General features: G+C 69.9%; 13 protein-coding genes and 2 tRNA genes. 7 read left to right on the forward strand and 8 right to left on the reverse strand.

The window, feature by feature from the left end:
• A partial coding sequence (locus KGQ19_RS31470) for a mannosyltransferase YkcB-related protein (protein WP_498038950.1) occupies positions 1 to 1613 on the forward strand: 1613 nt, incomplete at its 5' end.
• Between the two features lie 160 nt (positions 1614 to 1773).
• Here the strand turns inward: KGQ19_RS31470 and KGQ19_RS31475 are convergent.
• The 6 genes from KGQ19_RS31475 to KGQ19_RS31500 form a co-directional block, all read right to left on the reverse strand.
• A complete protein-coding gene (locus KGQ19_RS31475) occupies positions 1774 to 2838 on the reverse strand; it encodes a UDP-N-acetylmuramate dehydrogenase (protein ID WP_212015904.1) in 1065 nt (354 codons plus the stop codon).
• A 104-nt stretch (positions 2839 to 2942) separates the two neighbouring features.
• Complete coding sequence (locus KGQ19_RS31480) at positions 2943 to 3380, reverse strand: MaoC family dehydratase (protein ID WP_212015906.1); 438 nt, start codon at positions 3378 to 3380, stop codon at positions 2943 to 2945.
• Positions 3377 to 3838, reverse strand: coding sequence for a MaoC family dehydratase N-terminal domain-containing protein (locus tag KGQ19_RS31485; protein ID WP_212015908.1), 462 nt, complete (start codon positions 3836 to 3838; stop codon positions 3377 to 3379). The genes KGQ19_RS31480 and KGQ19_RS31485 overlap by 4 nt, the downstream gene beginning before the upstream one ends.
• A 156-nt stretch (positions 3839 to 3994) precedes the next feature.
• The gene (rpmG, locus tag KGQ19_RS31490) at positions 3995 to 4159 is read right to left on the reverse strand and encodes a 50S ribosomal protein L33 (RefSeq protein ID WP_194892873.1); all 165 of its coding nucleotides are present in this window, start codon (positions 4157 to 4159) and stop codon (positions 3995 to 3997) included.
• Positions 4160 to 4286: 127 nt separating this feature from the next.
• A tRNA-Met gene (locus KGQ19_RS31495) sits at positions 4287 to 4360 on the reverse strand.
• 78 nt (positions 4361 to 4438) lie between these two features.
• Positions 4439 to 4511: transfer RNA gene (locus KGQ19_RS31500), tRNA-Thr, on the reverse strand.
• Between the two features lie 91 nt (positions 4512 to 4602).
• On the opposite strand from KGQ19_RS31500, the gene KGQ19_RS31505 reads away from it, so the two are divergent.
• Entirely contained in the window at positions 4603 to 5232 is a 630-nt protein-coding gene (locus KGQ19_RS31505) for an NUDIX hydrolase (protein ID WP_212015910.1), read from the forward strand.
• A gap of 51 nt (positions 5233 to 5283) precedes the next feature.
• Here KGQ19_RS31505 and KGQ19_RS31510 read toward each other — a convergent pair whose 3' ends face one another.
• Both KGQ19_RS31510 and KGQ19_RS31515 read right to left on the reverse strand, forming a co-directional pair.
• Entirely contained in the window at positions 5284 to 5421 is a 138-nt protein-coding gene (locus KGQ19_RS31510) for a hypothetical protein (RefSeq protein WP_212015912.1), read from the reverse strand.
• A 156-nt stretch (positions 5422 to 5577) separates the two neighbouring features.
• Positions 5578 to 6363 carry a DeoR/GlpR family DNA-binding transcription regulator gene (locus KGQ19_RS31515; RefSeq protein ID WP_212015914.1) on the reverse strand — a complete coding sequence of 262 codons (786 nt, stop codon included), beginning with the start codon at positions 6361 to 6363 and terminating at the stop codon, positions 5578 to 5580.
• Positions 6364 to 6511: 148 nt separating this feature from the next.
• Between KGQ19_RS31515 and KGQ19_RS31520 the strand changes: the two genes are divergently transcribed.
• From KGQ19_RS31520 to KGQ19_RS31540, 5 genes are all read left to right on the forward strand, one after another.
• On the forward strand, positions 6512 to 8515 hold the full coding sequence (locus KGQ19_RS31520; protein ID WP_212015916.1) for a DUF5107 domain-containing protein: 2004 nt from the start codon (positions 6512 to 6514) through the stop codon (positions 8513 to 8515).
• A gap of 256 nt (positions 8516 to 8771) precedes the next feature.
• On the forward strand, positions 8772 to 10085 hold the full coding sequence (locus tag KGQ19_RS31525; protein WP_212015918.1) for an ABC transporter substrate-binding protein: 1314 nt from the start codon (positions 8772 to 8774) through the stop codon (positions 10083 to 10085).
• Between the two features lie 3 nt (positions 10086 to 10088).
• Positions 10089 to 11057, forward strand: coding sequence for a carbohydrate ABC transporter permease (locus tag KGQ19_RS31530; RefSeq protein WP_212015919.1), 969 nt, complete (start codon positions 10089 to 10091; stop codon positions 11055 to 11057).
• 31 nt (positions 11058 to 11088) lie between these two features.
• A complete protein-coding gene (locus KGQ19_RS31535; protein WP_230419745.1) occupies positions 11089 to 11934 on the forward strand; it encodes a carbohydrate ABC transporter permease in 846 nt (281 codons plus the stop codon).
• Positions 11931 to 13835, forward strand: coding sequence for a DUF5107 domain-containing protein (locus tag KGQ19_RS31540; protein WP_212015921.1), 1905 nt, complete (start codon positions 11931 to 11933; stop codon positions 13833 to 13835). Before KGQ19_RS31535 ends, KGQ19_RS31540 begins: the two co-directional genes overlap by 4 nt.
• The last annotated feature ends 8 nt before the right edge of the window (positions 13836 to 13843 follow it).

The raw sequence follows: 13843 nt of genomic DNA on the forward strand, positions 1-13843 counted from the left end.
GCGCCGGGCTGACCGGCGGGACCGGCCTGACCGGTGCGGCGGGTGCCACGGGCACCGGTACCGGCGCGACCGCTCCCGGCGGCCTGGCCTTCCCCGGCGGCACCGAGGGCTTCGGCGGCCGACGGGGCGGCGGCGGCTTCGGCGGCTTCAGCTCGGGCACCGGCGTCGGGCGGATGTTCGACTCCGAGCTCGGCAGCCAGATCAGCTGGCTGATCCCGGCCGCGCTGGTGTTGTTCGTCTTCGGGCTGTGGGCCGCCGGCCGGGCCCGGCGCGCCGACCACGCGCGCTCCGCGCTGCTGGCCTGGGGGCTTTCGCTGCTGAGCACGGCCGCGGTCTTCAGCTACATGCAGGGCATCTTCCACCCGTACTACACGATCGCGCTGGCTCCGCTCATCGCGGTGACCATCGGCATCGGCGGCGGGTTGGTGTGGGCCCGGCGGAAGGAGCCGCTGGCGCGGATCGGGCTCGCGGGCGCGGTCGGTGTCACTGCTTGGTGGTCGTTCCACCTGCTGGGGCAGACGCCTGATTGGTACTCGTGGGTGCGGTATCTGGTCGCGATCGCCGGAGTTGTCGGGACGGTGCTGTTGTTGGCCGGGCCCGGGTGGCTTCGGACTGGTGCCGGTGCTGAGGCTGGTGCTGGTGCTGGTGCTGCGGCTGGCGATGCGGCGGGTGTTGGTGCCGGTGCCGGTGCCGCGGGCGCGGCTGCGATTGAGCAGCCGGGTTGGGTGCCGGCCGGGGCTGAGCAGGGTACTGATGCGGCTGCGGTCGCTGGCGCTCCTGCTGGTGCTGGTGCCGGTGCCGGCACTGCGGTCAACGCGGAGGCCCAGGCCGCGGATCGTGCCGGCTCGCGTAACAGGGCTCTGCGGATCGCCGCCGTGGCGATCGGCGTGGGCTCGGCACTGCTCGGGCCGGCGGCGTATGCCGTGGCCACGACCAGCCAGGGACACAGCGGCTCGATCCCGTCGGCCGGTCCGGCCGGCGCGGGCTTCGGCGGCCCCGGCGGCGGGTTCGGCGGCGGCGGCAAGGGCGGTCGGCACTTCACGATGCCGAACGGCGGCCAGGGCTTCTTCGGCGGCGGCCAGACCGGCCAAGGCGGCACGACCGGCCAGGGCGGCGGCCAGACCGGCCAAGGCGGCTTCGGCGGCCGTGGCGGGTTCGGCGGCGGAACCGGCGGCACCGGCGGAACCGGCGGCACCGGCACCCAGGGCGACACGACCAGCCCGTTCACCCGAGGCGGCGGCATGAACAACTTCCTCGACGGCAGCAAGCCCGGCGCCCAGATCCTGGCCCTGCTGAAGCAGGACGCGTCCAGCTACACCTGGGTCGCGGCGGCCATCGGCGCCCAGAACGCCTCCGGCTACCAACTGGGCACCGGCGACGCCGTCATGGCCATCGGCGGCTTCAACGGCTCCGACCCCTCCCCCACCCTGGCCCAGTTCCAAAAGGACGTCGCCGACCACAAGATCCACTACTTCATCGGAGGCGGCATCGGCATGCGCGCCAACGGCGGCGCCGACGAAGGCAGCGCCATCACCACCTGGATCGAAACCCACTACAAGGCGCAGACCATCGACAACGTGACCGTCTACGACCTGACTTCCCCCACGTCGTGACGATCGCCTAAGGAGAAACAACACAGACTCGGCGGGTGAGTGGGGTACGGCCCACTCACCCGCCGACTTGTGTGCGCGGCGTGGGTTGTTCGACTATGCCCGATAACACCCGATATGCAGTGATCGATCGCTTACTTGCGATTCGCCCCTACTAATCAAGCTACAGAGCGGCGCCCACGAGAACCGGCTCGGGCACCAGCTCCACCCCGAACCGGTCCCGCACCCCGTCGCGGATCTCCCGTGCCAGGCCCAGGACGTCGGCCGCGATCGCGTCGCCGCGGTTCGTCAGGGCCAGGGTGTGCTTCGTCGACAAGGTGGCGGGGCCCGCGCCGTAGCCCTTCGGGTAGCCGGCCTGCTCGATCAGCCAGGCGGCCGAGGTTTTCACGTGGTTGTCCGGGGCCGGGAAGCGCGGGGGTTCGGCCGTGGCGCGGGCGGCGAGTGCTTCGAAGGCCGCCGTGTCCAGGACCGGGTTGATGAAGAATGAGCCCGCGGACCAGGTGTCGTGGTCGTCCGCGTTGAGGACCATGCCCTTCGACGCGCGCACCTTCAGCACGGTCTCGCGGACCTGGGTCAGTGGTGCGCGTTCGCCTTCTGCGACGCCGAGGGCCCGCGCCAGTTCCGGGTAGCGGATGGGGGCCGACAGACGGTCTGCTTCGGAGGGCGCGGGTGGGTCGAAGCCGAACCAGACGGTGAGGACCACGTACTTGCCCGGGTTCTGCTTGAAGATCGAGTCGCGGTAGCTGAAGTCCAGACAGCGGGACTGCATGCCGCGGATCTCGCCGGTCTCGCGGTCCAGGGCGCGGATCCACGCGATGCTGTGGCCGACTTCCTGGCCGTAGGCACTGACGTTCTGGACCGGGGTCGCGCCGGCCGAGCCGGGGATGCCGGACAGCGCCTCGACGCCGACCGCGCCCAGGTCCACCGCTTCGGCGACGAAGGCGTCCCAGTCGTGGCCCGCGGCCACTCCGAGGCGCAGGCCCGAGCAGGTCTTCTGCTTCGTGACGCCGGTGCTGGCGATCTTCAGGACGGTGCCGTCGAAGCCCTCGTCGCCGATCACCAGGTTGGAGCCGCCGGCCAGGATGAGCAGCGGTTCGCCGCGACCGTCGCAGTCCTTGACGGTGTCGACGATCTCCTGCTCCGTGGTCGCGGTCACCATGCGCCGCGCCGGTCCGCCCACACGCAGGGTGGTCAGGGGCGCGAGGGGTGCCGAGGCCTGTTCGAGCATGGAGGACACGCTACCGGGTGCCGGGCCCGGCGGGCGTGTCATCTCAGTCTCCGAACGATCATCACGGGGTCCGAACTGTTCGGACCGGGCCGGTACCGGGCAGGTCAGGGCAGCCGGACGACGGCCCGCGCCAGGCCGAGCACCTTCTCGGCGCCCTCCGGACCGCTCATCGCGGTCAGGTCGACGCGTACCGTGCCGTCCTCGTTCACCGCGCTGACCTTGCCGGTGACGGTCAGCCGGGCGCCGGAGTCCTCGGCCACCCCGTCCGGCACCACGACCGGCTTGGTGAACCGCACCTGGTACTCCACGATCATCCCCGGGTCGCCGCACCAGTCGGTGACCACGCGGATCGCCTCGGCCATGGTGAACATGCCGTGCGCGATCACGTCCGGCAGCCCCACGGACTGGGCGAAGCGCTCGTTCCAGTGGATCGGGTTGAAGTCGCCGGAGGCGCCGGCGTACTTGACCAGGTCCACGCGCCGGATCGGGAAGGTCTGGGCGGGCAGCACGTCGCCCTTGGCGACGTCGGCGAACTTGATCATGACTGCGCCTCCTGGCCGGCCCCGACGACGACCAGCTTGGAGTAGCCCGACACCACGTGCTCGCCGTCCACGGTGACCAGGTCGGTGCGGGTGCTCAGGAAGCCCTGGCCCATGCGCTCGCTGACGTCCTCGATGACCACCGTCGCGGTCAGCTGGTCGTCGGCGTAGATCGGCCGGGCGTAGACGAAGCGCTGCTCGGCGTGCAGCACCCGGCTGAAGTCCAGGCCCAGCTCCGGGTCGTCGATGATGACCAGGGCGGCCGGCCAGGTGATGGCGATCGGGAACGTCGGCGGGGCCAGGACGTCGCGGTGCCCGAGGTCCTGCGCCACCGCCGGGTCGCGGTAGACCGGGTTCGGGTCGCCGATCGCGTCGGCGAACTCGCGGATCTTCTCCCGGCCGACCTCATACACCGCGGTGGGCGGATAGGTGCGGCCGGCGAAACCGGGGTCCAGCGCCATCGTCCCTGTGCCTCCTTGGATACGAAGCGGATACCGAGCTTGGATGCGGAGCATCGGATACGAAGAAACCGCCCGCGCCAGCTCCGGAGAGGGAGTCGGCGGGGCGGTCCAAAGCTACAGGCCGCGAGGCGTGGCCCGGCAGTGCGGGCCGCCGGACTAGCGGGTCTCGCGGTGCGGGGTGTGCTTGTTGCACCAGCGGCAGTGCTTCTTCAGCTCCAGGCGGTCCGGGTCGTTGCGGCGGTTCTTCTTGGTGATGTAGTTACGCCGCTTGCACTCGGTGCAGGCCAGGGTGATCTTCGGGCGGACGTCGACAGCAGCCACTGGGGTGCCTCTTTCTTTCTTCGAGGGCTCCGGACCTTCCCAGGTCGGCCCTCACGATGGACAACCCTGCAAGGATACCTTGCAGGGCTAGGGGTGTTGCGCCACGTCTTACACAAACACAGATGCGTAGCGGTGGCCGGACTTGAACCGGCGACACAGCGATTATGAGCCGCTTGCTCTACCAGGCTGAGCTACACCGCCACTCGATCAACGATCGGAGTGGTCCGGTGGACACGGGCTTTAACCCTTTCGTGTCCACCGGACCCCCGGTGTGATCTGAGCCCCTTTACGGAATCGAACCGTAGACCTTCTCCTTACCATGGAGACGCTCTGCCGACTGAGCTAAAGGGGCGAGCAGGGAATAAGTTACACGGTCTTGGGCCCGGTGCGAAATCGGGTTTGCGCGAGCCGTGTCGCCCCCCGGGTCCACTACGCTCGGCCGCATGTCAGAGCCTGAGTCGGGGCCGTCTCACCAGACGGCCGGGGAGAGCACGCCCGCGTCCATGCCCGCGTCCACGCCCACACCCCGCAGCCGAAGCCAGTGGACCGTGCACCGCGAGTGGCCGGTGTATGAGAACCCGTGGGTGGACGTCCTAATGGCCGACGTCGAACTCGGGGACGGAACCCGCTTCGAGCACCACATCGTGCGCACCCGCGAGGCCGCCAGCTGCGTGGTCACCAGGACCGCCGCCGGAGGCGAGGAGGTGCTGCTGATCTGGCGGCACCGCTTCGCGATCGACAAGTGGGTGTGGGAGATCCCCTCCGGCCTGATCGAGGAGGGTGAGGACCCCGCCGACACCGCGCGCCGCGAGGTCGAGGAGGAGACCGGCTGGCGGGTGGGCGAAGTCACACCGCTGCTCGGCTTTCACCCGGTCGGCGGGATGCTGCGGACGCAGTACCGGCTGTTCCGCGCGCACGGGGCGGAGTACATCGGGGAGCCGACCGAGGAGAACGAGGCGGAGAAGGTGGCTTGGGTACCGCTGGACGAAGTACTCGGGCTGATCGACGCCGGGCAGATCGCGACGTCGTCCTCGCTGGTCGGGTTGCTGCGGGTGCTGGCCGAGCGGAAGTGAGGCGGAGGTGAGGCCGAGCCCCCGCACTCGGCTGAACGACTGAACCGCCGCTCACCCGAAGCTGAACACCGCGGTCACCTGAACCGTCACACCCGTGCCGCCCACCTGGATCGGCACCGGGTTCACCGTGGACCCCCCGACGGCAGCCGCGGCCCCGGCGGACTTGGTATCGCGCAGCGTCACGGTCATGTTCTCTTCTCCGAGGCCTGATACCCGGTGACCGTCACCGCGGTCCGGCGGGTGATGCTCAGGTTGAGTTCCATGGGGCCTTGGATGCGGCCGATCTAGCTTCGGTTCCCCCTAAGGGGTGCTCAGATGAGCCGGTGCCCAGCTCGGTGGCACGCCCTAAGCCCGCACCACCCGCACCCCCAGCTCGGTGAACCGGGCCACCATCTCCTCCGGCGCGTCCCCGTCGGTCACCAAGGTCGTCACCTCCGAGATCGGGCAGATCCGCGCGAACGCCCGCCGCCCCAGCTTCGAGGAGTCCGCGACCACCACCACGTGCCGGGCCCGGGAGGCCAGGGTCTGGTTCACCGTCGCCTCGGCCTCGTTGTGCGCGCTGGCGCCGTGCTCGGCGTCCAGCGCGTCCACGCCGAGGATCGCCAGGTCCAGCGCCACCCGCTCCAGCATCGCCGCGGCGACCGGGCCGACCAGCTCGTAGGACTTCGGGGAGCCGACGCCGCCGGTCGCGACCACGTGCAGATACGGCCGCACCACCAGTTCCTGCGCGATGTTCAGCGCGTTGGTGACCACTGTCACCGCCGGGCCGCGCTGCTCGCCGGCCAGGTCCGCGCGGGTGGCCAGGGCGCGCGCCACCTCGGTGGCGGTGGTGCCGCCGTTGATGCCGACCGTCGAGCCGACCGCGACCATGCCGGCCGCCACCGAGGCGATGCGCTGCTTCTCCGGGGCGTGCCGGGCGACCTTGAAGCGCAGCGGCAGGTCGTAGGAGACGCTGTGCGCCGTGGCCCCGCCGCGGGTGCGGGACAGCAGCTGCTGCGCGGCGAGCTCGTCGAAGTCCCGGCGCACAGTGGCCGCCGAGACCCCCATCTTCTCCGCGGTCTCCTCGATCTCCAGTTTGCCGGACTCGGCCAGCATCTCCAGCAGGACGCTCCAGCGCTCGTAGCGGTTCACGTCGGACCTTCCACTCGCGTTTCACTCATCCCATGATGGGATCGTGACCTTGTTTGCAAGATTTTCTGGCACACTGAAGCGATCCTGCAAGGTGTCAGCATCGCCGCACTGTCGCCAAGACAGCAGTCAAACCCTAGGGGGCCGTCGGTTGAGCACTTGCCGTCTGGCCACCGCACTCCTGCCGGTGGCCGCCCTCGGCCCGGAGAACCCGCTCCCGCCGCTGCGCAAGCTCGCGGACCCGCGCGGGGATCTGGACGTCTCCGAGGCCGACGCCGAGATGGTCGCGAACCTCGGCTACGGCCACGTCGAATCCCTGCTCCCGTACACCTTCCAGGACGGCTACACCCGCGAGGCCCCGGACCGCGAGCTGACCACCGCGGTCCTGGAGAACGACGTCCTGCGCGCCGAGTTCCTGCTCGGCTACGGCGGCCGCCTGATGTCCCTGCGCCACCAGGCCACCGGCCGCGAGCTGCTGCACTTCCCGCCGAAGCTCCAGCTCGCCAACCTGGCCCTGCGCAACGCCTGGTTCGCCGGCGGCGTCGAATGGAACCTGGGCACCTTCGGCCACACCGCCCTGAGCTGTTCCCCGATGCACGCCGTGCGCCTCACGCGCGACGACGGCACCCCGGTGCTGCGGATGTACGAGTACGAACGCCAGCGCCGCCTGGTCTACCAGCTGGACTGCTACCTGCCCGACGGCTCCCCGGCCCTGTTCGTCCACGTCCGGATCCACAACCCGTTCCCGCAGGACGCGCCGGTCTACTGGTGGAGCAGCGCGGCGGTACCACAGACCCCTGATACCCGCGCGCTGATGCCCGCGACCTCGGCGTACCACTTCTCCTACACCGGCAAGATGCGCCACATCCCGTTCCCTCGCTGGCGCGCCTCCGACACCGCTGATTGCTCCTACCCCGGCCGCATCGACTACGGCGCCGACTACTTCGCCGAGATCCCGGACGGCGAGCGCCGCTGGATCGCCGCCGTGGACGCCGCCGGAGCGGGCCTGTTCCAGACCTCGACCGACCGGATGCGCGGCCGCAAGCTCTTCCACTGGGGCACCGGCTCCGGCGGCCGGAACTGGCAGGACTGGCTGTCCGGCCCGCGTCAGGAGTACTTCGAGATCCAGGCCGGTCTGGCCCGCACCCAGCTGGAACACCTGCGGCTGCCCGGGCGGCAGAGCTGGTCCTGGGTCGAGGCGTACGGCCTGCTCCAGACCGATCCCGCAAACGTGCACGGTGCGAAATGGCCGGACGCCACCGCGGCCGGGGCCTCCGCGCTCGCCGAGCTGATCCCGGCGCGGCGCCTGGAGGAAGAGCTGGCGACGATGACCGCGCTGGCCGAGAAGCCGCCGGAGGAGGTCCTGCACGCCGGTACCGGCTGGGGCGCCCTGGAACGCCGCGCGCTGGGCCGCAACCGCGCGCTGAACCTGCCCGGCACGCCGTTCCCGGACGCCACGATCGGCCGCGACCAGCAGTCCTGGCTCTCGCTGGTCCGCAAGGGCCAGATGCCGACACCGGCCCCGGCGCTGCCGCCCTCGTCCTACGCGGTCGGCCCGGTCTGGACCGCGCTGCTGGAGAAGGCGACGGCCGATCCCGCGCACGCGACCTGGTTCACCTGGCTGCACCTGGGCGTGAACCGCTACCACGGCGGCGACCCGGTCGGGGCCCGCGAGGCCTGGGAGCGGTCGATGGCTCAGGCCGAGACCGCGTGGGCGCACCGGAATCTGGCGATCCTCGATGAGTCCGAAGGCCGGCCGGGCGAGGCCGCGGACCGCTACCTGCGGGCCTGGCAGCTCTCGCCACGGCTGCGGCCGCTCACCATCGAGGCCCTGCGCGCGCTGATCGCCGCCGAGCGGCCACAGGCGGCCCTGGACATTGTCGACCGGCTCAAGGAACCCGACCGCTTCGCCGGCCGGATCCTGATGCTGGAGTGCCGCGCCGCGCTGGACACCGGCGATCTGGTGCGGGCCCGGCGGATCCTGGAGACCGGACTGGTCGTGGAGGACATCCGCGAGGGCGAGGACCCGCTGTCGGACATGTGGTGGGAGTTCCACTCCCGGCAGGCCGGCGGGCTCGGTCCGGTCGTGTCACAGCGGCTGCGCGAAGAGCACCCGCTGCCGTGCAGCTACGACTACAGCATCCGGCAGCTGTAACAGCCCCCTTCCTCACAACACCCGGCTTCACCGCAGCTCACAGCGTCGCGGATGGCCCATGCCCGTGTTTCTTGCAAGTTTTGCAACTTAATGCGAGCCTGTGTTCGCAGAGATCTCAATATCGCATCGGCGAAAGAAATCTTGCAAAGAATGCTTGTAGTTCACCTGACCGGCGTCCTACTGTCTCCTCCCAGCACCCCGAGTGATCGTCATCTGTTCCGGCTCTTTGGCGAAACAGCCTTCGGAGGAAACGAATATGGGCAGCAAGACCAGCCGGGGCCCCCGGCTTCTCGCGATAGCCACCGCCGCCGTCCTCGCGGTCGGCGTCAGCGCGTGTTCCAGCAGCAAGAGCTCATCGGCGGCCGGCAGCTCCGGCAAGTCCGGCGGCAGCTTCACCTACTGGTCGATGTGGCGTCAGGACGAGCCGCAGGCCAAGGTGATCCAGGCGGCGATCACCCAGTTCACCGCGGACACCGGCATCAAGGTCGACGTCCAGTGGACCGGCCGGGACGTGGCCAAGAAGATCGGCCCGGCGATGGCCGCGGGCAAGGCGCCGGACATGTGGGACGAGGGCGAGGACGTCGTCTACGGCGCCGCGGCGCAGAACGGCAACGCCAAGGACCTCTCGGCGGTCCTGGACATGACCATCCCGAACGACAACGAGAAGGTCTCCGACGCCATCCCGTCGAAGTACTGGGACTCGCTGCCCAAGGACCCCAGCGGCGGCCAGCACTGGATCGTGCCGTACGAGGCCAGCACCGCGGGCATCTTCTACAACACCGCCGACCCCGGCGTCTCGGCCGCGATGGCCTCGCAGCCGGCCACCTGGGACGACTTCATCAACGTCTGCCAGGCGCTGAAGGCGAAGAACGAGCCCTGTCTGGCTTCCGAGGGCGAGGACTCCTGGACCAACGGTCTGTGGTTCGACTACCTGCTCAACGCCGCGGGCGTGAACTTCAACGACCTCGCCGGCGACAAGACCGGGGCCGCCTGGGACAACCCGGCCGTACTCAAGGCCGCGCAGCAGGTCGAGCAGTTGGTCAAGGGCGGCTACATCATCCCGACCTACACCCAGACGAAGTACCCGGCGCAGCAGACCAACTGGGCCGGCGGCAAGGCCGGCTTCCTGATGAACGGCAACTGGGTCACCGCCGAGGTCGCCAAGCAGATCCCGTCGACCTGGAAGTACGGCTTCATGCTCCCGCCGGGCGCCACCCAGCCGGACTCGATGATCTTCGGCTTCGCGCTGACCAAGAACGCGAAGCACGTCAGCCAGGCCGAGCAGTTCATGGCCTACTTCCTGCAGAAGAAGACGCTGTCGGGGATCTCCACCCAGGCCGACAACATCACCCCGCGCACCGACATCCCGGCGCCGCCGGAGCTGGCCACCGTGCAGAAGACCCTGGACGCGCCCAAGCTGCGCCTCACCTTCGACGGCGTGGCCGGTGACTGGACCACCAAGGTCTGGAACCAGAACTACCTGGACTTCTGGCACGGCCAGATCGACGCCGCGACGTTCATCTCGAAGATGAAGAGCGCGCAGGTCTCGTTCTGGAAGAGCCAGAGCTAAGGCATGAGCACCGCAACCATTCAGGACTCGTCCCGGGCGCGCCGCTCCCGGGGCGGGTCCGCCCCGCGTCCGCCGGTCGGCGCCGCGCCGCTGGAACGCTCGCGGCGCCGCATGTTCTGGGCCTTCACCGCCCCGGCCGTCCTGGTCTACTTCGTGCTGTTCCTGGTCCCGGTCGGCTACGCGGCCTGGACCAGCCTCTACAAGTGGGACGGCATCGGCCCGAAGAAGTGGAAGGGTCTGAAGAACTACCAGACCCTGTGGCAGGACCCGACCTTCCGGCACTCGCTGACCAACACGCTGAAGATCCTCATCGTCGGCGGCGTGCTCACCTTCGCGTTCGCCTTCGCGCTGATGCTGATCCTGCGCGAGATGAACCGCAAGCTGTTCGCCCGCTCGGTCCTGTTCTTCCCGTGCCTGGTGAACGCGATGGTCTTCGGCATCGCCGCGGGCATCCTGTTCTCCCCCACCGGTCCGGTGGACAAGATCCTCGAAGCCCTCGGCTGGAGCCATCCGCCGCAGTGGCTGGCCACCCAGCACCTGTCGACGATGATCCTGGGCACCCTGATCTGGACGGCCACCGGCTACTACAGCGCGATCCTGATGGCCGCGGTGGACCAGATCCCCGAATACCTCTACGAGGCGGCCGAGCTCGACGGCGCCAACGCCTTCCAGCGCTTCCGGCACGTCACGCTGCCGATGTGCTGGGACGTCATCTCGGTCTGCGCGGTGCTGTGGACGGTGAGCTCGGTGAAGATCTTCGAGCTGATCCTGATGTACGGCGGCAGCAGCGGCTCCCAGCCGCCGGCCGGCTCCTGGAACACCGCCATGTACGTCTACACCGAGGCCTTCCCGACCGCCTCGACCCCGCAGCTGGGCCTGGCCACGGCCGCCGCGCTGGTGAGCCTGTTCATGGTCATCATCTTCACCGTCGTGCTGCGCCGGCTGCTGCGCCGCGACCCCATCGAGTACTGATCCGGGCGCCCCGGGAAAGGAAGACGAGCCCATGACGCCCAGGCGCAAGGCCCGGAGCCTGCCGATGCGGATCGCCACCGGCGTGGTGTGGGTGGTGGTGGCCGCCGACATCGTACTGGTCGGCTGGATCCTGCTCACCTCGCTGCGCAGCGGCACCGACATCCTGAACCACCCCTTCGGCGTGCCGACGCACCCGAAGTTCTCCAACTACAGCAAGGTGTTCTCCGACGGCGGCTTCGGCCGCGCCGCGCTGAACAGCGTGCTGGTCGCCGTCCTGTCCTCGGTGCTGGCCGTCGCGGTCGCGGCGCCGTGCGCCTACGCGCTGGCCCGCCGCCGCAACCGGGTCTCCGGCGCGATGAGCATGACCTTCGCCATGGGCCTGGGAGTGCCGGGGCAGGTCATGGTGGTGCCGCTGTTCATCGGCATGGCCAAGGTGAACCTCGACGACTCCCAGCCCGGCCTGATCCTGGTGTATCTGGGTCTGGCGATGCCCTTCACCGTCTACCTGCTGACCGGCTTCTTCGCCGGCATCCCGCAGGTGCTGGAGGAGGCGGCGGTGCTGGACGGCGCCGGGGCGGTGCGCACCTTCACCCGCGTCATCCTGCCGGTGGCGCGCGGCGGCCTGGTCACCGCGTTCCTGCTGCAGTTCATCTCGGCCTGGAACGAGACGCTGTTCGCGATCGTGCTGACCCACAGCCAGGACAAGGTGACGCTGCCGGTGGCGCTGTCCGACTTCGTCCAGGAGGCGCAGCTGAACGGCCTGGACTGGGGCGCGATGTTCGCCGGAGTGTGCGTGGTGCTGGCCCCGATGATCGCGTTGTTCAGCTGGCTCGGCAGCCGCATCATCCAAGGTATGACAGTGGGGATTGGCAAGTGAGCACGGAACTGCGACGCGACGTCCTGCCCATCGAGGGCGCCGCCGACCCGGCCCCGGGCCGGCTCCCGATCCTGCACGGGATCGCCCGGCCCGGCTTCGACTCGGCCGTGGCTCCCTACCCGGACATGGCCCGGAACCTGGAGTACGGCCGGCCCACCACGCTGCTGCCGTACACGATGCAGGACTCTTACACCCGGCAGCGCTCTTCGCGGGAGCTTGCGACCCTGGTGCTGGAGAACGAGGTGCTGACCGCCACGTTCCTGCCGGGCCAGGGCGGCCGGCTGTGGTCGCTCGTGCACAAGCCGACCGGCCGCGAACTGCTGCACCGCAACCCGATCCTGCAACCGGCGAACCTCGCGCTGCGCGACGCCTGGCTGGCCGGCGGCGTGGAGTGGAACCTCGGCGCCACCGGCCACTGGCCGCTCACCTGCGAACCGCTGCACGCGGTGCGCCTGAGCGCGCCGGACGGCACACCGGTGCTGCGCATGTACGAGTTCGAGCGGCTGCGCCGGGTGCTGACCACCGTCGACGCCTGGCTGCCGCCGGGCTCGCCGACGCTGATGATCCACGTCGCGCTGCACAATCCGGCCCAGACCCCGACCCCGGTCTACTGGTGGTCCAACATGGCCGTACCGCAGAGCCCTGACGTGCGCGTCGTGACCCCGGCCGAGCGGGCGTTCCACTTCGACTACAGCGCACAGCTCAAGCTGGTCGACTTCGGGGACCGCAACCGGACCGACGGCGACCACAGCTACCCCGCGCGGTTCCCGGCGGCGGCGGACTTCTTCATGGACATCCCGGTCGGCGAACGCCACTGGATCAGCGCCCTGGACAAGAGCGGATCGGGTCTGGTGCAGACCTCGACCGACCGGCTGATCGGCCGGAAGCTGTTCCAGTGGGGCGTCGCCGCGGGCGGACAGCGCTGGCAGGAGTGGCTGTCCGGGCCGGACTCGGAGTACATCGAGATCCAGGCCGGGCTGGCGCGGACGCAGTTGGAGCATCTGGAGCTGCCCGGCGAGACCACGTGGGAGTGGGTCGAGGCGTACGGGCTGCTGGAAGCGGATCCGGCGGCGGTACACGGGACGTGGGCCGAGGCGCGCGACGCGGTGGCGGGTGCGCTGGAGCGGTTGGCGCCGCGGGCAGCGCTGGAAGCGGCACTCATCGAGACGCAGCGATTCGGGGCCGCTGCTGAGGATGCAGAGCAACTCCATCGGGGCTCTGGCTGGGGCGCGCTTGAAGTGGCAGCTGGTTCTCTGGCCGCCGACGCACTTCGGCCGTTCGGGTCCTGCGATGTCGAGCAGCGACCGTGGCTCGATCTTTTGCGGACGAATCGGCTGCCGATCAGCGACCCCCCGGCGTCCCCGGTGACCGGCCCGAAGTGGCGCGCGCTCCTCGAAACGTCCGCCGACGACTGGCACGCGCTCTACCACCTCGGCCTCCTCCGCCTCGCCGACGATGACCGCGCCGGCGCTCGCGAGGCGTGGACCCGCTCGCTCGCCGAGCAACCCAACGCCTGGGCCCAGCGCGCCTTGGCCCACCTCGCGGACTCTTCCTCCGAGGCCGCCGACCTGACCCTGGCCGCGCACCGTCTTCTCCCCGGCCTGCGCGAGCTGACCATCGAGACGCTCAAGGCCCTGCTCGCCGCCGACCGCGCGGCCGACGCGCTGGACGTCATCAGCACTCTGTCACCCGCAGACCGCGCGCACGGCCGGATCCGCCTCTACAACGCGCAGGCCGCCCTGGCGACCGGCGACATCGACCAGGTCCGCCTGCTCCTCGACGAGGGCATCACGGTCGACAACCTCCGGGAAGGCGAGGCCTCCCTGGACCTGTTGTGGCACGCCGCGCATCCCGATCAGCCAGTCCCGCCCGAATACGACTTCCGGATGTCCGGAAGCTGATCCGAGAG

It is taken from the genome of Catenulispora pinistramenti (assembly GCF_018274385.1).
GTDB lineage: Bacteria > Actinomycetota > Actinomycetes > Streptomycetales > Catenulisporaceae > Catenulispora > Catenulispora pinistramenti.